The organism is Stieleria marina, assembly GCA_007741555.1.
Lineage (GTDB): Bacteria > Planctomycetota > Planctomycetia > Pirellulales > Pirellulaceae > K23-9.
The window spans coordinates 1,787,379-1,808,129 of the sequence record CP036526.1; the positions used below are offsets into that span (position 1 = coordinate 1,787,379).

The window sequence follows — 20,751 nt, forward strand, 5'->3', positions numbered from 1 at the left end:
ACTTAGAGCAGCCAAAATCAGTGGCTCGGCGTCCTTTTTTTGCGGGGCGTCTCGCCGTCCGAAATGCCGTTTGATCGGGTTTTTTAGGGAACCGATCCACCGGTAGGTCGTCCAAGTCACGCATGGCTACGGATTGCTTGGAAGGTGTTCGCGCCAGAGATTACGTCGAAATGACAACAAACCGGTCTATCTGCTGCTCATGGATCACCGTCCCCATCGTCGCTACAACACTGCTCTAACCGGGCGGGGCAAGAAACGGACGAAACTCCGTCGACGCTTGGTCTTGGAAAGGCTTACCGACCGCCGCGTGCTGGCAGCCATCACTGGAACGGTCTTCGGCGACATCGATCATTCGTATCGCCAAGAAGCGGGCGAACAGTCGCTTCCGGATCGCTTGGTTTATGTCGACGTCAATCAGAATGCTTCGATCGACACTGGCGAGCCGTTTGCACTGACCGATGACGCCGGCGGGTTTGCGTTCACGGGGCTTCCTGACGGTGAGTATCAAATTCGCTTGTACGATGGGTCGACTTCCCAAACGCAGGTGACTCCGGTTGCGGCGACTCGAGACGGTTCGCCGATCATGGTCGCCAGTGGTTTTGATCTGACCACCAGCGGGACCGATGTCGCGGTTTTGGCGGAATCGACTTTGACCATCGGCAACTATTCCGATGGTACGGCTACCAGTTTGGTAATTGGCAATTCGCCCGTCGCCGCCGAACAGCTTCCCAGCGGTGACTACTTGGTCGTAGGCGGAGACGGGTCGTCGGATTCGGCTTGGCTAGTCGATCCTACGACAAGCGCTCTGACGCCGATCGATCTCTCCGGTGACGGAACGTCGATCGTCTGGTCCGACTTGGCGATCGATGAAAATGGTCGCGGCTTGCTGTTGCAGCAAACCGACGACGCGACCTTGGTTCGACGCGTTGACGCTTCGGATGCTGATGCGGGCGTTGTCGTCACGGACAACGGTTACATGTTTCCCACGGACGCCCAAGTGTTGGCGTCGCTCAAAGGCAATCGCTCGGTCGTAGCATGGGGCGGGCAATGGACCGACGAATTCGGCACGCAAAGTGGGTTGGAACTGTCGTTGTGGAGCAACGCGACAGGTTCGCCGATTACGTACCTGCCGACTCGCTTGGCGGACGTGACGGAGTTGGTCGACTACGACGATGTGTCGGGATTGCTTGCGTTGCGGACGGCGGATGGCGGTGTTTCGCTTTATGATGCCAACGCCGACTTTGCTTTGCTGGTTTCACTTCCCGAAGTAACGGGGCCCGTCGCCATTGACGGAGAACGCGACTTACTGGTGACGATGTCGGCGTCCGCGTCGACCTTGAAATTGATCGATGCTTACGATGGCCAGTCAGTCGCCGAACTCGCTCTGAATGTCGACGATATCGGTGAGATTGGTTCGATCCGAGTCCAAGAATCGGATTCGTTGGTTTTGCTGGGCAATAAAGGCACGTCGCGAGTTTCGCTGGTGAAACCTGCCGCGAACCACGTCACGCTGGTCGGTGGCAGCGATAGCGAACCCATCGCGTTTGGAGTGACGACTCAAGGCGACAATGAACTGCCGGCGTTTAATCCGCCGCCATCGTATTCGATTGACGAAGATTCGGTCCTGTACGCTCCAACACCGGGGCCGATGCAGAACGCATCGGACCCAGACGACGATCATTTGGTCTTGTTGCCAGTTGGAACTCCGTCACAAGGCACCGCGATCGTGACGGTTCATGGCGACATCCAGTACTCGCCGGATTTGAACTTCAACGGTGTTGATACGCTGCCGGTCATTTTGCACGATGGCCGCGGTGCATCAGAGGTCGTGTCGATTCAGGTGGATGTAAACCCTGTCGACGATCCGCCCGTGATTGCATTGCAAGTCGACCAAATAGCCGAAAACATTCCTGTCGGAACGGTGCTTGGGCCGGTCGTTATCATCGATCCTGACGTCGGCCAAGTGAATGAACTGGATGTCGACGATCCTCGATTCGTGGTGGAAGATGGACAGTTAGTATTTGTCGGCCCAGGAATCATTAACTTTGAGGAAGAGCCGTCGATCGAAATTACGATCTACGATTCTCAGTACACCACCAGTGCGACGTACACGGTTCCCGTCGCTGATCAAAACGATCCGACGGCGTACATCGAACCCGATTTTGCACAAGTCGAAGAGAATCGGTTTGACCAGATCGTTGCCGACTTGTTTATCTATGACGAAGACATCGACGAAGTTCGCACCATCACGGTTGACGACGACCGGTTCATCGTTGTTGGCGAGCAACTGTTGTTAGCACCTGGTGTGTCGCTCGATTTTGAAGCCACGCCGACCGTCACCGTGAACGTCACCGTGACCGGGCCGGAAGATTCAAAGACCGAGCCAATTTTGATCAACGTGGTTGACGAAATCGAGCGAGCCAGCGAAGTCACTCTTTCCAACTATACCGTCCTGGAATTGTCGCCTGGCGAATTGGTAGGAGACCTGATCGTCGATGGAAACCTGTTCGGCAGCGGCTACACCGCGACCGTGGATGATTCGCGATTCGAGATTGATGGTTCGACGCTTAAACTGGTCGACGACCAATGGGTGGACCGTGCTGACCAGGAAGAGATCCAATTGACCGTCAACGTCCAAGATGTTGGTGGAGTATTTGATTCAATTTCTCAGACGTTGATTATCCAAGTCGAAGAAAACTCTACGCCGTTTCACAATGATTCCAATCCGTTTGACGTAGACGCGTCGGGCGAGGTTTCGCCGCTGGATGCGTTGATCATCATCAACTACATCAACGAAAATGGCGTCGGCGAGATCACCAACGTTGAGCCGCGATTTAACTTTGACGTTAACGGCGACGGCGTCGTGTCACCGTTGGACATCTTGTTGGTGCTCAATGAATTGGATGCGATTCGGCAGCAGCAAAACAACACTGTCGGCGGCGAAGAACCCAGTGGCGAGTTAATTGTGCCGAGCGATCAGATCGCCGACACAACTCCTTCGGAAGACGATAATCTGAATGAGGATGCGGCCGAGGATCTACTGCCTAAGCAGCGCAGTCGTATCGCTTTCAAAGGGACACAGCAGGATACTTTGCCTTCACAGAACCGCGCGATAGCGTCGGATGATTTGCAAGAGCAAGTGGAGATGGCGGACGCTGATTTTGCGGATGGCGTCGACGCATCGCTGGATTCGCTGCTGGACGAGATGTCTTAAACGGCGTGATTGGCTGGTGAAGAACTGGCTTTCAATCGACCGGCCTCAATCGATGAACCTCATGCCAGTCGCGGTTGATTTGGTCGCGTTGCCGCTTGCATTATGCCACATGCTGGCAGCTCTAGTGTGCTTGGACCCAATGGTTCGCATGCGATGATGGAGTCGGAGCGAAGCGATCGTGGGCGATGGGCTGACCGGAGTGTTGAGCAGGTCACCTATTCAACATCAACCGGAATACCGAAGTCAGTTGACTCCGGCTTGACCAAGACGCGAGCTTGCCGCGCCGCGGTGTTTTAGCAGCGCGTCCAACGCAGTGTGTCTAACTCGACGTGCCTAACTTAACAAGCCTAACTCAACAAGCCTTAGGCGTGGTTGGCCACTTCGTTGGCTTCTTGCTGGGCCAATAGTTTCTTCTGGAATCTTGCTTGGACGACGTCCACCACGATCAAGACCGCCAAAACAAAGTAGAACGTGCTCTTTGCCATTGGCATGACGTGATGTCCAAACAGTTGCAGGTCGGCTAGGTGGCCGCCTTCGCTAACCAGCATCACACCCACGATGAACAAAACGAACAATCCTAGCACTTCATACATGCGATTCTTCTTGAGGAATTCCGCGACGTGGTCCGCCAGCCAAATCATCATGATCCCGCTGAAAATGATCGCGGTCGCCATAATGACCAGGTTTTCGGTGAGCGCCATCGCGCTGAGAATCGAGTCAAACGAAAACACCAAGTTCATGACCACGATCATCGCGACCGCTTTGCCCACGGTGCTGCCACCTCCGGATTCGCCTTCGTGGTCAAGATTTGGAACCGACAGGAGGTGATAAATCTCTTTAAGTGCGGTGTACAAAATAAAGCCGCCGCCGAACAAGACGATCAGGCTATGGCCGGAGATGTCGGCTTTGACAAAGAAGGTGTCGACGCTCACAAACGCGTCTTCAAGAAGGGCAATCAAATTGACCACGACGAATAGCAATACAATCCGAAAGATGATCGCTAAGCCAATTCCCAGTTTGCGGACTTTGGACTGGCTCTCTTTTGGGACCCGTTTGCTTTCGATCGAAATGTAAAGCAAGTTGTCAAAACCTAAGACGACTTGCAGCAGAATCAACATTCCCAGTGTGAAAACGCCAGCGACGGAGAAGAGACTTTCGTTGGACGGTTCCGCAGCGGATTCAGCGATGTCACTGTGCAGCGTTGCTTCGGCCAGCGGAGCTGCGGCATTCGCTAACGGCGTGATCGCATCGGCAATCAGCGAGATGGCAGGAGAAACGTTGCCAAAGATTCCGGCGGTGAATTCGATCAGGTCAATCATCGTGTAGATCCGTCAAGCATTGATGCAGGTGATTGGAGATTCCAGCGAAGTGGGACGTATCGAAGTAAAAACGTCCTGTTTCGCGTCGTCCGCGAGGCAGTGGCACCGCCAGCCTGTGCAGGATTATGATGTCAGGCGACAAAACAGGCCACACCACTGCTGACCTGATAAATCTGGCGGTCCATTGGCCCGCCTTTCTCCAATGTGTGTAAATCCATGAAAATCGTTTGCTGCTGCGTCTTGGCATCCATCGCTTGCGTTTTAACCCCAGCGTTGCGAGCTGAAGAAACCGATTCCAACCATCAGTACTACGAAGTGCGTAGCTATGTGCTGGGTGACAAAGGCGACGAAAAGGCAGTCGATCAATATCTGAGCCAGGCCCTTTTGCCAGCCCTGCAGCGGGCGGGAATCGGTCCGGTTGGCGTTCTCGGCAATGCCGAAAATGACAAAAGCGGCAGCCATCGGGTCGTCGTTGTCATTCCGTTGAAATCTCCTAACGATCTGACAGCAATTCGCGATCAGGTCTGTCAAAGTGCTGACTACTTGGCAGCGGCCGCAAAATTTGAAAGCGGCGGCAAATCGGATGCTCCCTACCAACGGGTCACCAGTGAACTATTGGTTGCGATGGATTGTTGGCCCAAGGTTGTTGTCGACCAAGCCAGTTTGCAAAACGACGAACGGGTGTACGAGTTGCGTTTGTACGAAAGTCCGAATGCCCGATTGGGCAACCTGAAGGTGGACATGTTTAACAACGGTGAAGTCCCCATTTTCTTGGACTGCGGGATCAAGCCTGTTTTCATCGGGCAATCGATTTTGGGTCCGCAGACTCCGAACCTGACCTATTTGACCGTCTACCCCGATGATGGTGCTCGCAAAAAAGCTTGGGGCGCGTTCCGGGCGCATCCCGACTGGAAAGTCCTGAGCAAAGTCGCCAAGTACGCCGGAACCGTCAGCAAAATTGATACCTACATCATGGTTGCGAAGCCCTATTCGCAAATGTGATGGTGGATGTCGTTGCTGGTCGGGGAGGGACACAACTGACGGTCGATGTTTTCCGCAAACTTCGCCCAGATGTCACGGCATGATCGGCGACTTCGGAAAGGTTTTGAAACTGGTTTTTGGGCGACTGTCCGGTCGCCTTTCTTGGCGTTAGGATTTCGCACATGACTCCAATGATGCGACAATACCATGAGGCGAAAGACGCTTGCGGCGACGCATTGCTTTTCTTTCGCATGGGCGATTTCTACGAACTGTTCTTGGACGACGCTAAGGTCGCCGCCAAGATTCTTGGTCTGACGCTGACCAGTCGTGACAAGGACAGCGAAAATCCAACGGCGATGGCGGGATTTCCGCATCACCAGCTGGATTCGTACCTGCATAAATTGATTCAGGCAGGTTTTCGCGCCGCGGTTTGTGAGCAGGTCGAAGATCCCAAGAAGGCCAAGGGTTTGGTCAAACGGGAAATCACCCGCGTGGTCAGTGCCGGAACGCTGACGGACGACGGTTTGCTTGATCCAAGGCAAGCCAATTATGTCGCGTCTGTGTATGTGCTGCATGACAAAAAGGCGGCTAAGAGTGGCGCGGCGCCGCAGGTTGGAATCGCGTGGGCGGAACTTTCCAGCGGCCGTTTCGAAGCAGGGACCTTTCCCAAATCGCGGATCGAAGACGAATTGGAACGCATTGGCCCGGCCGAAGTGATCTACCGCGAAGACGATGCTCATTTCAGCCCCGATACGACGGCGACTTGGTCGTGGACTTCGCGACCGGCTTGGTCGTTCGCTCAGGATGCAGCACGCGAAGCTCTGTGCAAGCAGTTTTCGGTGCACAATTTAGAAGGCTTTGGGTTCGGCGATGATGACGCTCCCGCGATTCGGGCTGCTGGGGGAGTACTGACTTATTTGCAGGAGACACAGCGCGGTGGTCTCGATCACTTTCGCACGCTCACGTCGCATCGCAAAACACCGGTTTTGCAAATCGACGCGTCGACGCGCCGCAGCCTGGAGATAACTCGTACCCTGCGAACGGCGTCGCGCGAAGGGTCACTGCTGGACGTCATCGACGAGACCTGTAGTCCGATGGGATCGCGATTGTTGGCCGATTGGATTGCAGCACCGCTGGTCGATCCGGCGGCAATCGGAATGCGGCATGATGCCGTTGCCGAACTATCGGGCGACCAATCGCTGCGGACGGATGTGAGGTCGACACTGCGGGACACTTACGATCTAAGTCGTTTGTTGGCACGACTTGCAACCGGGCGGACGGGCCCCCGCGATTTGCAGCAAGTAGCGACGACGCTGGCCGGGCTTCCCAAGCTAAAAGCCCGGCTGACACAGCGTAATGCGGATCGATTGCAAAGCATCGAACAACACCTGCATCTCTGTCCCGAACTTCGCAGTCAGTTGGATGCCGCGTTGGCGGATGAATGTCCTCTTAACGCGGGCGACGGCAACTTCATTCGCGTCGGTTTCGATGAGGAATTGGACGAACTCCGGGAGTTGGCTCGCGGCGGAAAACAATGGATTGCCGCGTATCAGCAAAAGCAGATGGACGAAACCGGCATCACGAATCTAAAGGTTGGTTACAACCGTGTGTTCGGATACTTCCTAGAGGTTTCGAACGCTCAGAAAGACAAAGTCCCAGATTTCTTTATTCGCAAACAGACGCTCAAGAATGCGGAGCGTTACATCACGCCGGAGCTGAAGGAGTACGAAGAAAAAGTACTTGAGGCGGACGAAAAAGCCGCGTCGCGCGAACAATTGATCTTCCAAGATTTACGAGCTAAGACACATCGCCAGTTGTCAACGTTGCAGGAAGTTGCTGCCGCCATGGCCGAGCTGGATGTTCTGGCCGCTTTAGGAGAATTAGCGGCGGTTCGCGGTTGGGTGCGGCCGGAGCTGACCGACGATTCGGTTCTGAAAATCGAAGCTGGCCGACACCCCGTGTTGGACGTCACGCTGCCGCAGGGAGAGTTTGTGCCCAACGATTGTGTGATGTCACCCGACGGCGGCATGATCCATTTGATCACGGGCCCCAACATGGCGGGTAAGAGTACGTACATTCGTCAAATCGCTTTGATCACTTTGCTAGCTCAAGCGGGATCGTATGTGCCTGCCAAGAATGCCGTGATCGGAGTTGCGGATCGCATCTTTGCCCGAGTCGGAGCGAGCGATGAATTGAGTCGCGGCCAAAGTACGTTTATGGTCGAAATGGTTGAAACCGCTCGGATCCTGAACACTGCGACTTCACGAAGCCTTGTGATTCTGGATGAGATCGGGCGCGGCACCAGCACTTATGACGGGCTGTCACTGGCGTGGGCGATCACGGAACATCTTCACGAACAGATTGGTTGCCGAACCTTATTTGCAACGCACTACCACGAACTGACTCAATTGGAAGAGTCGCTGCCGCGGGTAGCGAACATGAATGTTGCCGTCAAAGAATGGGACGAACAGGTTGTGTTCTTACACCGCATCGTTGCGGGCGGCGCGGACAAGAGCTACGGCATTCACGTGGCGCGATTAGCGGGGATTCCTGCCAGCGTAAATGAACGAGCCAAGGATGTGTTGGCTCAGTTGGAATCGGACCACCGCGATGCGTTTGATCGACCGACGGTGGCACCGCCAAAAGAAAATGGTAGTAACAACTATCAGCTGACCCTTTTCGGCTACGCCGATCACCCGCTGATCGACGAGATGCAAAAATTGGACGTCAACAGCATGACGCCGATCGAGGCCATGCAGTTTTTGCAGCAGGCACAAGAACAGTTGAAAACCAAGTCTTAACCCAGATCCAAGCCAGATGGCTGGATCGTTTGGAGCGACGCGAGACGCTCGTCTACGCCAAAAGTTCTTTGACGGGACTGGCATCGCCGCCGATTTTGAAGGGGCGACCATTGGGAGCGAACCGTTCTTCGGTCAGCGGCAGTCCCGCAGCGGCGGCAATGGTTTTGTTGAACGCCGAGACAGAGATGTGATCCTTGTCGACTGAAAAACCCGTCTTGTCACTGGCACCATACACTTGGCCGCCCTTGATTCCGGCACCGATCAAAAGACTGCTGAATGCACCGGGGTGGTGATCGCGGCCGCCGTTGACATTGAGCTTTGGTTTGCGGCCAAATTCGGTGGTCAATACGATCAGGGTATCTTTCAAAAGCCCCTTGCTGTGCAGGTCACGCATCAGGCTGCTCAGCCCCGTGTCCAGGTCGCCGCCTTTGTCCTTCAGGCGTGTGTAAATGTCTTGGTGCATGTCCCAGCCACCATAATTGACTTCGATGAATCGAGCACCGCTTTGCACCAATCGTCGCGACAGGAGCAGCGCCTGGCCAAGTTGGTTGTTGCCATAGGCATCGCGGACAGCTTGTGGTTCTTCCTTGATATCGAAGACTTTCAAGTGAGGGCTGCCCATCAACCGTCGGGCTTCTAAGTAGAGTTGGTTGTAGGCTTCGACGTTCGGGTTCTTTCGAGTCCGCTGGAAAACCTCGTCGAACTTGCTGGCCAATGTCAGTCGGCGACCGAACAATTCTTCGTGCAGGTATTTTGGCAGGGAAGTGTTTTGTAAACCTGCGCTCGCGTTTGAAATTGGCACAGGCGACAACGATGGTTCCAGAAATCCGGCTCCAGGGTGTCCGTTGCCACTGCCGATGACGTAGTTGCCTGGAAGGTCTCGGTTCAAGCGACCTTTTTCTGCCACCATCCATGCTCCCATAGCTGGGTGCTGGATGCTGTTGAGTTTCTTGTAGGCAGTTCGCATCAGGTACTTGCCTTTGTCGTGAGCACCCGTTTCCGTGCTCAGCGAACGCACCACAGCCATTGCACCGGAGAGGTACGCGAGTTTTGGAAACATGTTTCCAAACTGCATGCCGGGAACGCGCGTTTGGATCGGCGTCGTTTCGCCCGCTTCTTCGACACCGATTTTGGGATCGAACGTGTCCAAATGTGTCATCGCTCCATCCATAAACAGATAGATGATGTGTTTGGCTTTGCCAGCGGCGGGCGCTGCAGTCGGTTCATCGCCAAACAGTGCCTGGGATCCGACGGCTCCGGCGAACGAAACGCCGAGGCAATTCTTGGCGGCCGTTTTCATAAACGACCGACGATCTTCGGTGCAATATTCGGGACGTGACATGTTGTTTACTCGCTGTCGGTGAAGTGTGCTAAAGAGTTGCTGAGGCAAAGGCTACTGAATGAACAAGAATTCTCGTGTGTTCAAAAGCGCCCAAAGGATATTCCCGTACCCCACATTGTCATTGGTCTGTTGCGAAAGCTCTCTCGCAGCGATGACGCGATCTTTTGGAATCGGCCGTCGTGCGAGCACGCTCAAGAAGATCGCATCGATGCGGTCCTTTGTTTTTTCGATCGCAAGGATGTTATCGACAATCGACGAACCCGGCTCCAGCATCACGTGCGTGATCGGACCGTTGAACATTGCAAGAATCTGAGGCACAGTGGCTTCTTGCTGCGATCCATTAATTGTTTCGCGGTCGCCTTGGCCGAATTGACGAAGGAAATGGCTTGCCGGGACGGGCGAAACCAGTTCGCTGGCGCGACACAAGGTGTTTCCCTGGTAAGAGTGGGTGCGTTCGAGTTTTCGTCGCGCTCCCAGATCGACTGTGGAGAGAAATCGTTCGGCTTTTTCCGCGGCTGTTTCGTAGGTCGCGGTCGCAAAATCGAGATCGATTACATCGGCAAACTCTTGAGTCGTGGGACGTTGGAAAGGCCATGGGTTTTGCACAGCCATTGTCAGTAGCGAATCCCAGACTTGTTCCGCGGTCATTCGTCGAACCGTCGGGCCAGGGAAATAGTAAGGCTCGCCGCTGGTCAGCGTGTAGTCGGTCGCGACACGTTGATAGGTTTCGCTGTAAAGGATTAATCGTGTGAGTTCCTTTAAGTCGAAACCGCCGCGAATCAGTTCCTCGCCCAGGAAGGCCATCGCCTTTTTGTTGACACAGGGATGTTCATCGCGAAAGTCGTCGATGGGTTCGACCATGCCCACGCCCATGAATCGTTTCCAGAGACGATTGACGATTGTATTACTGAACTGTGGATTTTCGGGACTAGTCAGCCACGCAGCGAATTTCTGTCGGGGAGAGCTGTTTTTGGCGGACGTCGGAACTTCGCCCCAGAGGACTGCGGCGGGAACGACTTCTTTTGGCTTAGCATCTTCGTACGCGTAATCGTGCGGCAGACGCATGGCCCGCGGAGCTTCGCTGACGCGATAGCTGTTCGCGCGAATCAGTCGCTGCATGTGGCCGGGGACTCGGCCTTTGTCATAGTGCTTGCGTGCTTCTGTGATCATCGCGTTGGCTGGATTCGTTTTGGTGAATCCTGGGTCGCCTTTGACGATGCGAGTGCGAGTGCCAGTGGTGAAGGCAGCCAGTTCGTAAAACTGATACTGCGTCCATTGGTCAAACGGGTGGTCATGGCATTGAGCGCAACCGATTTGCGTGCCAAGAAAAACACGCACCGTGTTGTCGATGTATGGGAGCGGCATGCCGTCGTCACGCAGCTGGTAGCCGACGGCTGGGTTTTCCCAAGACTTTCCTTCTGCGGTTAACATCTCGTAGACCCATTTGTCGTACGGTTTGTTCGTGCAAATGGATTCTTTGACGTAGTGCAAAAACGGCTCGCCGATGATGTTGTTGGTCGGTCGGTCGACCAAACGCAACGTGTCAGCCCAAAAGTTGTACATGTTGCTGACATAGTCGGGGCTGCCAAGCAATTCGTCGATCAAGTTCTCGCGGCGGTCGGGGGCATCGGACGCTAAGAAATCAGTTGCTTCCTTCAGCGTTGGGATCCGCCCCGCCACATCCAAGTACACGCGTCGCAGAAAAACCTCATCGCTTGCCAAGTCGTTCGGTGTGCCGCCTTCGCTGATAAGTTTATTTTCGATCAGGCCATCCAATCGATTGGCCGCTGACTTGACCGAGCTGCGCAGGCTGTGTTTGACCGGCTTCACATCCATGTCGACTTTGCCCGGTTGTCGAACACTTTCTGGCAGTCGAATCTTGGCCTTTTTAGGGGCCGGCTTGCTACGTTTCTTTTGGGCGAATGCCACCGAAGGCATCGCCAAAAATGCCGTGCAAATTACGATCTTGAGGGATCGATGAAAAAGTGGATTCCAATCGGAAGGGCGCATCATGTCACACTCGCGGCTTAGACGGCGATTCGCAGGTTTCCCAGCGGAAAGTCTGCAAGAGAAGAGGTGGCGCTGTAGCAATTCCAGCGAGTCACTATCATAGTCGATCAGAGGGAATTGATGGTAGGTATTTTCCCTTCGGGGCTTGCCTAAGGTGAGATCGGGTCACGCCGGTCGTAGGAATCAGACGGATTCGTGAGGAAGTGATCCGGTTGTGAGACACTCATTGCCAGCCATGCCTGCGATTTCCGTGATCCAATTCCATTGCAGCTTGTGGGCGAGTGATCCCCCGATAGAGGTTGCGATGGATTGGTGTCGATTTGGAAATGGCAACTCCGCTGCAGTGATCTAATTGAAACGCTACTTGGCCACATATTGATACTCGGATGTTCAAAACCAAAATTTCATTTTTCACAGCGCGGTGTATTGCTTCGAGGGTTCCCGTTTGGGGGGCATTGATCGCAGTTACCACGGCACTGCCCGCTTCATTTCTTTCGCCGGCGACGGCGCAGACAGTGGCGACGGAATCACAGGATGCCAAGACGCGATCGGACAGCACGCTGCGTGTCGAGAAAGTCGATGGGCAGGGATGGGATGTCTTCGCGGGGAAAAAACTGTTCGCTGGGTATCTGATCGATAGCGGTGGCAAACCGATTGTGTATCCGGTTCATGGTCCCGGCGGTCATGCGATGACACGCAATTTTCCGATGAAAAAAAGCTATGGGATGGAACGCGGTGACCATGATCACCATCGTTCCATGTGGTTGTCGCATGGCGACGTCAACGGAATTGATTTTTGGGCGGACGATGATGGCTGCGGCACGGTCGTGCATCGCAGTGGCACCGCAGAGATCACGGACGACGATACGGCCGTGTTGGTTACCCAGAATGATTGGCTGGGGCCTGACGGAAAACGCCTTTTATCGGATACACGCCGATTTGAATTTTCGGTGGGAGCGAAACGGCACATCATCGACTGTGATTTTCTGCTCAAAGCGACCGATGGCGACGTCAAGTTTGGCGATACCAAAGAAGGCTCCTTCGGAATGCGTTTGGCCGCCTCGCTTAAGGTTGATGCCAAGAAAGGCGGTCTGATTACTAATGCGGACCGGCAAACCAATAAAGATGCCTGGGGCAAGGAGTCTCCGTGGGTCGATTACTCCGGACCAGTCGATGACGAAATGGTCGGCGTCACGATTCACAATCACCCCAGCAGCTTTGGCTTTCCCACTCGCTGGCATGTGCGTACCTACGGCTTGTTTGCAGCCAATCCCTTTGGGCGTTCGGATTTCATTGGTGGCAAGAAGCGTCGAGCCATCACGTTGCTAGAGGGAAAAACGATCCGTCTGAACTACCGCGTTGTGATTTACCAAGACACGTTTGATCTGGAAGTCGCTCGGAGTGATTCCCAGGCTTATCACACTGCTGGTCGTCCGCCGTTGAAATAGTAACCGCGGTAGTGATCCGGCGCGGACAATGAGCGAAAAGGTTTGCTTCTTCGATCGCGCAGTTAACTTTCAAGAGAGATAGAGTGGCAGTACGATCCAATCCATTTGATTTAACTGGTCATCGCGCGCTGATCACTGGCGGCACGCAAGGTGTTGGTGGAGCGATTGCAATTGCCGTGGCGTGTGCGGGAGCCGACGTGACACTGGTGGGCTTAACCGATGACGCCGCTGCGCAGGAAACGATACGGGCTTGCTGTGAGTTTGGGGGGCGTGTCGAATTGGTGACGGCGGACATGGCGCAGGAGCCGGACCAATACTTGGACGACTTGATTAGCAACGTCGACCAGCGGATGCCTGAGATTGATTTGTTGGTCAACAACGTGGGCACCTACATCGATGTGCCTTTCTTGGAGATGGATTTTCAGCGGTATTGGAAAACCATGCAGCTAAATGTCACTGCGGGTTACTTTTTGACCCAGGCGTATGCCAAGCGATGGGTCAAAAACAATGTCGGCGGCCGCGTCGTCTTTACTGGGTCGGTCAACGGCTTCTTGGCAGAACCGACTCACACAGCGTACGACACCAGCAAAGGTGCTGTGACAGCGATGGTCAAATCACTCTGTGTTTCGCTGGCGCCCCACGGAATCAGAGTCAATTCAATGGCACCGGGATTGGTACGCACGCCGCTGACGGATGTGTTGAATCAAGACGAAACTTTGGACGAATGGATGAAGCTGCACACACCCAATGGCAAAGTGCCCGAGCCCGATGTCTGTGCGGGCGCTGTTGTGTTTTTGCTTTCCGATGCGGCGACGCACGTTCACGGCCAAACGATTTTGGTCGATGGCGGAATGAGTGTTTGGCAGCAGCCTGACCCGCCCGCGTAAAGCCGTTTTTCTGACGAACGCGTGCTGTTGCAGAGCGACCGCGTGCCATTGAGCTAGTTCGGCTTCAGTCCCGAGCGTGGCATGGTGACTTTGTAGAGGGCCGTTCTTGCGGTTACGTACATTGTCTTGCCGTCTTTGCCACCCAGAGTGACGTTGGCAGGTTGCTGGGGAAATTCGACCAAGCCGAGGCTCTTTCCCGCAGGTGAAAAAATTTCGACGCCCAGATGAGTCGTAATGTAGACGTTGCCTTCTTGATCCAAAACGATTCCGTCCGCGCCAGTGTCAGATTTGCCGGCGGGCTGTTTCACTTTGCAAAACGTCCGTCCGTTTTCCAGTTTTCCACCTGCCGCGACATCGTAGACCAACATTTCGGATTGTTGTGACGGGCAGACGTACAAGCGTTTGCCGTCGGGCGATAGTCCGATTCCATTGGGGGCCGCAATCGACTCGGTCACTCGAGTCACTTCGCCCGACTGGCTGATGTAGTAGACCGCTTGGATGCCTTGTGGCAACGGCATCGGAGCCCGGAATAGAGGGTCGGTGAAATAGATTCCTCCTTGGCGATCGATGATTAAGTCGTTGGGAGCGTTGAACCGCGTGCCGTCGAACTTGTTAGCCAATACCGTCGCGTTGCCCGTGGCTTTGTCGTACTGAACGACTTGGCCATCCATTTGGCAGCCAAGCAGTCGCCCGTCCGACGTGATCAGCAATCCGTTGGTGTGTTTGGAATCGGTCGTGAACTTTGACAACTTGCCGGAAGCATCCAGTTGGTAGATCGTCGTATTGGGAATGTCGGTGAAGTACAGCGAACTGTCCGACGGATCCCAAGCCGGTCCTTCGGTGAAAGCAAAACCGGCGGCAACTTCCACGACATCGCCGACGGGCTTGATCAAATCTTGGGCGGGAGACGTCGAAACGAAAAGCAAAGCAGTTGCTGTGGCGCAGGCGACGGTTTGAAATTGACGCAGTGTTGGCATGAGTTGATTTGGAAAAACGAGAACGTTGTGAGTAACTGTGTTGAGCGAACGTCGCTTGCCGAAGTCACGTTGCATCGGCAGTTGGAATTGGCTTTGTGATGTGATTTAGCTGGGCAGCGCGATTCGCTGGACGCGGTGATTGTTGCTGTCCAAGATGTGGACGCGGTCTGTCGAATCGATCACGACTCCCCAAGGTTGATAAAGTTGCCCTGGATCAAACCCAGGACCTCCCCACGACGCGATCCATTTGCCGGTGGGATCAAAACGTTGCAGACGCTGGTTACCGTATTCGCAAACGAGCACACTGTCGTCACTGGCAATCGCAATATCGTAGGGATAGTAGAACTGGCCTTTTTGTTTTCCTTCTTTGCCCCATACATCGATCAAGCGTGGTGTTTCTTCGCTGACATCGAACCGTTGGATACGATGATTGCCGGCATCTACGATGGACAGTACTTTTTTGTTGACGACCAAACTTTGTGGTCGCACGAATTTGCCTACATCGTGTCCCGTCCCTCCCCACTGCGTGATGAAATCGCCGTCGGGTGAAAATTTCTGGATTCGGTCGCTGTCTCCGTATTCACCGATGTAGAAAAATCCGTCGTCGTCGCATACGGCATCCGTAACAAACGCAAACTCACCTGGCGAATGGCCAGCAACCCCGCCGATCTGTTCTTCGGGGATCAGTGTGCCATCGGTTCGATAAGCCAGCATTCGGTAGTAGTGCGTGTCGGCCACAAATAGCCTTGGTTCACCATTGGGGCCGATCGACGCACTGGTTGCCATGCCTGTCGGCCGACCGTTGGCGGTTTCGGGAGTCGACCACCAGCGAAGCAGCTGCCCGTCGGGATCAAACACTTGAATGCGGCCCGTTGTGTCGACAATATAGAGATTGTCTTGATGGTCGATCGTGATTGCACGAGGTTTCAGAAAACGACCTTCGCTCATTCCTCGACGTCCCCACACCAACTGTGGCTGGGACCCAGTTCCCAGCGGAACGCATCCGCCGACTGGCAACGACGACATCGCTAGCCCTGCGGCAGCTGTGCGTAAAAATCTTCGTCGGTCAGGTTTGGATGTTTTCGCCAACTCGAGACGCCGTGGGGGAGAGGGATTCATGTTAGGGTGTCGACTTGTGAATCAGAATCGCTAGTTCCTACAATGTACTCTTGATTTTGTTCCTACGCTCAGACTTGATCGCATGCATTGGCGAGTCGCCTGGGATTTCGATGTTGATCGCTGCAAAGACGCTCTATGGTCACGGTACTGGACTTACAAACTTCAGAAGATCCTCGCGATATCGTGCATCGCACGGTCCAGGCGCTGGTGGAAGGTCAGGTCGTCGGGGTGCCGACCGATACGGTCTACGGGCTGGCGGCGCACGCGCTCTGTGAAGACGCCGTCGACCGATTGTGCGAAATCAAAGGCCGCGACCAATTGGCGCCGCTCGCGATTTCGGTGCGTAGCCGAGATGCTGCCGGAGATTTGTTTGGAAACGTTTCGCCGCTGGCACGACGATTGTCGCAGCGATGCTGGCCCGGTCCAGTGACGATGGTCACGCCGTGCGATACGGCTGGTTCGGCGATCATGCAGTTGCCTCTTGGGGTTCGGCAGCGAATCATGAGCGAAGGAAACTGTGTTGGTTTTCGAGTGGTGGACCATCGGATTTTGTCGTATATCCACCGCTTTTTGGCTGCCCCACTGGTACTGACCAGTGCAAATGTGTCGGGAAAACCCGCTCAAAGTGAAGCATCAGGCGTCGTGGAGCAACTTGGGACGATGATCCCACTGCTGCTAGATGACGGTCCGACTCGTTATGGTGGTGCTTCGACGGTTGTGCGAGTCCGCGACAATCGCTGGGAGCTACTCCGAGAAGGTGTAATTGAACGAGCTGCTATGAACCAATTTACCAAACCTGTCATCGCTTTGGTCTGCACCGGCAATACGTGTCGAAGCCCGATGGCCGAGACGTTGCTGCGTGAAAAAGTACGCGAACAATTCGGTAGCGAAGACGCAGTGCGAGTCCTGTCGGCTGGTGTTGCTGCAGGTGCTGGCAGCGGTGCGAGCCCCCAAGCAGTGGAAGTCATGGGCGAGCGTGGTTTGGATTTGACCGGTCACAGCTCTCAGCAATTGGATGATTCAATTCTGAATGTTGCCGATCTCATCTTGACGATGACTCGCGGCCATCAGTCCGCAATCTTGGCGGCTTGGCCGAACATGCATGACCGTGTGTTCACGTTGCGACACGACGGAGGCGATATCTCCGATCCCGTCGGGAGACCAGTGGAGGTTTACCAGCAATGTGCCGACCAGATCGATCAAGAATTGACGCAGTGGCTGCAGAAACTCGGTGACAACTTTCTGCCCGAAACAACGGATTCGCAAGAAGGCAATCCAAGCAATGGTCAATCGGAGGACAGCGTATGAGCATGCGGATCTGTTTGGGAAGCGACCACCGTGGCGTTCGGATCAAGGCTCGGCTGGTGCAAACGTTGACCAGCAATGGGTTTGATGTCAGCGATGAAGGAACTTGCACCGACGAAGCGGTCGATTATCCCGATGTGGCTCAACAGGTCGCGCGAAAAGTCAGCTGTGGCGAAGCGGATCGCGGCATTTTGATCTGCGGCACAGGAATCGGAATGTCGATAGCGGCAAACAAATTTACCGGCGTGCGTGCTGCACCTTGCTACGACGAAGTCATGGTCGAAATGAGTCGCCGGCACAACGATGTAAACGTCCTGTGCCTTCCCGGTGATCTCATCGGTGAACGGCCGATCGATGATCTCGTGCTGATGTGGTTGGCAACGAAGTTCGATGGCGGACGTCATGAAAATCGCGTCAACAAGATCGTCATGTTGGAGCAGTCGATGTCCAACGGAAAATCGAATTGAATCATCGCAGCAGTTCTTCTTTGAAAACGTTTTTTGAAAACAAAGTGGCGTGACAACTAACTGGTCCCAACTGATCGGCCACTCACGCATTCGTGATTGGTTTTCGACAGCAATTCGGCGAGGTCGATTCACAGGCAGCTTTCTGCTGGTTGGATCGCCAGGTGTTGGCAAACTAACTGTCGCGAACTTGTTAGCGCAGACTTTGCTTTGTCAAAAGAGCCCCGAACTAGAAATGCAGCCGTGTGGTGTCTGCGAAGGGTGCGTGCAAGTTTTGGCGCAAACCCACCCCGACGTCATTCGCCTTTCCAAACCCAAGGATAAGAGTTTTATTCCGCTGGATTTGCTGATCGGCCGGCCCGAAGTCCGGATGCAAGAAGGGTTTTGCCGGGACATTCGCCTGAAACCTTTTGCCGGAACGCGGAAAATCGCCATCCTGGAGGACGCGGATTTTTTGAACGAAGAGGGAGCCAACTGCCTGCTGAAAACTCTCGAAGAGCCTCCGCCCAACGCCGTCGTCTTGTTGATTGGCACAAGCGAACAGAAACAGTTGCCGACGATCCGGTCGCGGTGCCAGATCATTCGCTTTGCACCGCTCAACACAGATGATGCATCGCGATTGATGCGCGAAGTCCATCAAGTTGAATCGACGGACGAAGAAGTGGCTGCGGCTTTGGAAGTTTCAGCGGGTGACATGCATGTCGCGCTGCGAATTCTGAGCGATACGACGGATGAGTTTCGGGGGGCGTTTGATAGCCAGCTTGCTGCGGCCGCGCCCGATCCGGTTGCGATTAGCCGAATCATCACCAAACGCGTCGATGAGGCTGGCAAGGATGCGTCAAAGCGGCGGGGCGCGATGAGAGATGTGTTTTCGATGGCAGTTCAGTTTTACCGTCGAGAGCTTCGTGCCAGTGCTGCGGCCGACGGAGTGCATCCGTTTACGCTGAATCGACTGGACCGCAGTGTGCGTGCGCTTCGAGAAGTGGATCGAAGTGCGAATCAGTCGTCTTTGATCGAATGCTACGCGTCGGACATCGCGTCAGGGACGACCGGGGATCGCGGCGAGATCGGTTAAGGAAGCGATTGAGCGATCGGTGCACTTGAACATTACTGGTGTGCATTCAGTACTGCAGCCTGACGCAGAAAATCTGCGTCTTACAGCGGGAACTCTTCGATCTTGTCGTACAGCGGTAGGTAGCGATAGTAGATTTCTAAGATCATCGCTGACATGGCCGTGGTGTAGAGCCGACCGCCCACGTCGCCCCACTTATCTTTGAAATGCCAACTGCCGCTTTCATGGCCCTGGGTGGCTTGCGAGCGAACCAAGTGGTCACGCAATTTGCTGTTGAATTTGTCCCAGTCGCGATGTCGCGTGTGATGCAGGGCCAGCGATGCGTAGTAGTCGTGGTAGACGTTGGTCAGTGTCGGTCCGCGGTCGGCAATTCGGTCGATTGCTTGATCGAATAGTGTATGGCCCGGCGCGTGGCCCAAATACAACAGCAGCGTCAAGGCGATGGCGTCCATCGTCGGTTCGCCTTGAGGTGTTTTGTAGCCAAACGTCCAGTCGGTTTCTTCTTTGACGCTCATCAGGAATTCCTTGGCCATCGGCAGCTCATTGCCGCGGAAGTGAATGCCGTTGCGTTTGGCGGCCAGCAGCGACATGACTTGCCAGCCAGTCAGGGTCGTGTCACCGGGGCTCCCCGGAACGTAACCCCATGAACCGTTGTAGTGTTGCGCGACGCTTGTGAAATAGCTGCCGCGTCGCACCAGGTCCATCAGATCGGAGTCGTATTTGTCATCCACGCGAGTCATGGTCAGTGCTTCGCCCAACGCCATCAGCACAATGCCGTGCGAATACATGCTGCCGCTTTGCCAATCCAGGCCGTGCTCGGATTCACTGGCGATGCCACGCAAGTAATAGATACCGCGGCGAACCGTTTCGCTGTGTTCGCCGGTGTGATGCGTGTGGCCAGCGCCAAGAAATGCTAAGAGGGCTAGTCCGGTCGCTCCCGTCGATGGTGTGGGCGAATCGCCTGAGATGCGGCTATGGCGACAACGGCCGTTGCAGGGATCGACGTCCAGGTTAAACGACCAGCTGCCGTTGGGACGTTGGTGCAAGGCGAGCCACTGCAGTGCGGCTTCGACGGCGGCTTCGCTCTGCGCGGTGGCGCCGTATTTTTCGCCCAGTTCTTTGCGGCCTTGCGGAGTGCGCCCCGAGAGCCCTCCGCCCGGCAGACGAATCAGCTGGGCTGAGCTAGCGGCCGTTGATCCCGCTTTGATCTGGCCCAGTTCGGATGATTCCAGGATCGCCGATTGCGACTCCATGATCAAAGGCGACTGGATCGCGCTGGCGTCACTCTGCGCGATCGTCACATCAACAGGTTTTTCTGCGTCGGAAGAAAGTTGGTTCTCAAGTTCGGAGTGATCTTTGGCGACTTCCAGCGTCACGGTGGCGGTGGGTTCGACCTGACGGCCCCAAAGCGAGATCATCGTCGGCGACACTTGGCTGGCCGAGTACGTGACAATGGCAAAGATCAGCAAAGCGATCAGGTGCACAATCGTGCTCACTAAGCAGGATTGAATCTGTCCTTGCCGGAAGAGTTTTGGCGAGTCCGCATCTGATTGCGAGACGGCCAGCAAGGGGGCCGTTTCGGGGGCCGCGTTTGCGTTTGCCGCTCTTTGCAGCGAAGCCGCCAGTGGAGGCGGAACGATCACCGGAACACTCGTTGCGTCGGCAACGGTATTGGGAGTGGTCGTATCGGACATGTCGTTTTCGCGGGGCAAAGAGAGTCTCCTGACCCTCGATTATACCTCTGGAATAGCAAAAACGTCCGAAACGAAGAAAGGGCGATTCCCTGTTGGGAATCGCGCTTGAGAGCGTGCA

General features: G+C 54.9%; 14 protein-coding genes. 8 read left to right on the forward strand and 6 right to left on the reverse strand.

Features of this window, described 5'->3' with window-relative positions; translation table 11 throughout:
- Positions 1–199 precede the first annotated feature (199 nt).
- Entirely contained in the window at positions 200–3,214 is a 3,015-nt protein-coding gene (locus tag K239x_RS06300; protein ID WP_145416938.1) for a dockerin type I domain-containing protein, read from the forward strand.
- Between the two features lie 362 nt (positions 3,215–3,576).
- On the opposite strand, the gene K239x_RS06305 is transcribed toward K239x_RS06300, so the two are convergent.
- The gene (locus K239x_RS06305) at positions 3,577–4,533 is read right to left on the reverse strand and encodes a TerC family protein (protein ID WP_473163569.1); all 957 of its coding nucleotides are present in this window, start codon (positions 4,531–4,533) and stop codon (positions 3,577–3,579) included.
- A gap of 216 nt (positions 4,534–4,749) precedes the next feature.
- On the opposite strand from K239x_RS06305, the gene K239x_RS06310 reads away from it, so the two are divergent.
- Complete coding sequence (locus K239x_RS06310; protein ID WP_145416939.1) at positions 4,750–5,535, forward strand: NIPSNAP family protein; 786 nt, start codon at positions 4,750–4,752, stop codon at positions 5,533–5,535.
- A 161-nt stretch (positions 5,536–5,696) separates the two neighbouring features.
- On the forward strand, positions 5,697–8,315 hold the full coding sequence (gene mutS / locus K239x_RS06315) for a DNA mismatch repair protein MutS (RefSeq protein ID WP_145416940.1): 2,619 nt from the start codon (positions 5,697–5,699) through the stop codon (positions 8,313–8,315).
- 52 nt (positions 8,316–8,367) lie between these two features.
- Here the strand turns inward: mutS and K239x_RS06320 are convergent, their stop codons facing one another.
- Positions 8,368–9,657 carry a DUF1501 domain-containing protein gene (locus K239x_RS06320; protein WP_145416941.1) on the reverse strand — a complete coding sequence of 430 codons (1,290 nt, stop codon included), beginning with the start codon at positions 9,655–9,657 and terminating at the stop codon, positions 8,368–8,370.
- 51 nt (positions 9,658–9,708) lie between these two features.
- Positions 9,709–11,670: a DUF1549 and DUF1553 domain-containing protein gene (locus K239x_RS06325; protein ID WP_145416942.1), complete on the reverse strand. Its 1,962-nt coding sequence runs from the start codon at positions 11,668–11,670 to the stop codon at positions 9,709–9,711.
- A gap of 383 nt (positions 11,671–12,053) precedes the next feature.
- On the opposite strand from K239x_RS06325, the gene K239x_RS06330 reads away from it, so the two are divergent.
- Together K239x_RS06330 and K239x_RS06335 are read left to right on the forward strand one after the other, a co-directional pair.
- Entirely contained in the window at positions 12,054–13,115 is a 1,062-nt protein-coding gene (locus K239x_RS06330) for a DUF6807 domain-containing protein (protein ID WP_145416943.1), read from the forward strand.
- Between the two features lie 83 nt (positions 13,116–13,198).
- Positions 13,199–14,002: an SDR family NAD(P)-dependent oxidoreductase gene (locus tag K239x_RS06335; protein WP_419189741.1), complete on the forward strand. Its 804-nt coding sequence runs from the start codon at positions 13,199–13,201 to the stop codon at positions 14,000–14,002.
- Positions 14,003–14,055: 53 nt separating this feature from the next.
- Here the strand turns inward: K239x_RS06335 and K239x_RS06340 are convergent, their stop codons facing one another.
- Together K239x_RS06340 and K239x_RS06345 are read right to left on the reverse strand one after the other, a co-directional pair.
- Positions 14,056–15,054: an SMP-30/gluconolactonase/LRE family protein gene (locus K239x_RS06340; RefSeq protein ID WP_419189742.1), complete on the reverse strand. Its 999-nt coding sequence runs from the start codon at positions 15,052–15,054 to the stop codon at positions 14,056–14,058.
- Between the two features lie 30 nt (positions 15,055–15,084).
- Positions 15,085–16,098 (reverse strand): NHL repeat-containing protein, encoded by a 1,014-nt coding sequence (locus tag K239x_RS06345; protein ID WP_145416944.1) that lies wholly within the window; start codon positions 16,096–16,098, stop codon positions 15,085–15,087.
- Between the two features lie 135 nt (positions 16,099–16,233).
- On the opposite strand from K239x_RS06345, the gene K239x_RS06350 reads away from it, so the two are divergent.
- Genes K239x_RS06350 through K239x_RS06360 form a run of 3 tightly spaced genes read left to right on the forward strand, consistent with a single transcriptional unit; the run spans position 16,234 to position 18,942 of the window.
- Complete coding sequence (locus K239x_RS06350; RefSeq protein ID WP_145416945.1) at positions 16,234–17,406, forward strand: L-threonylcarbamoyladenylate synthase; 1,173 nt, start codon at positions 16,234–16,236, stop codon at positions 17,404–17,406.
- Positions 17,407–17,408: 2 nt separating this feature from the next.
- Entirely contained in the window at positions 17,409–17,870 is a 462-nt protein-coding gene (rpiB, locus tag K239x_RS06355; RefSeq protein ID WP_419190054.1) for a ribose 5-phosphate isomerase B, read from the forward strand.
- Between the two features lie 49 nt (positions 17,871–17,919).
- Positions 17,920–18,942 carry a DNA polymerase III subunit gene (locus K239x_RS06360; RefSeq protein ID WP_419189743.1) on the forward strand — a complete coding sequence of 341 codons (1,023 nt, stop codon included), beginning with the start codon at positions 17,920–17,922 and terminating at the stop codon, positions 18,940–18,942.
- Between the two features lie 80 nt (positions 18,943–19,022).
- Here the strand turns inward: K239x_RS06360 and K239x_RS06365 are convergent, their stop codons facing one another.
- Positions 19,023–20,633: a prenyltransferase/squalene oxidase repeat-containing protein gene (locus K239x_RS06365; RefSeq protein ID WP_145416947.1), complete on the reverse strand. Its 1,611-nt coding sequence runs from the start codon at positions 20,631–20,633 to the stop codon at positions 19,023–19,025.
- Positions 20,634–20,751: the final 118 nt, after the last annotated feature.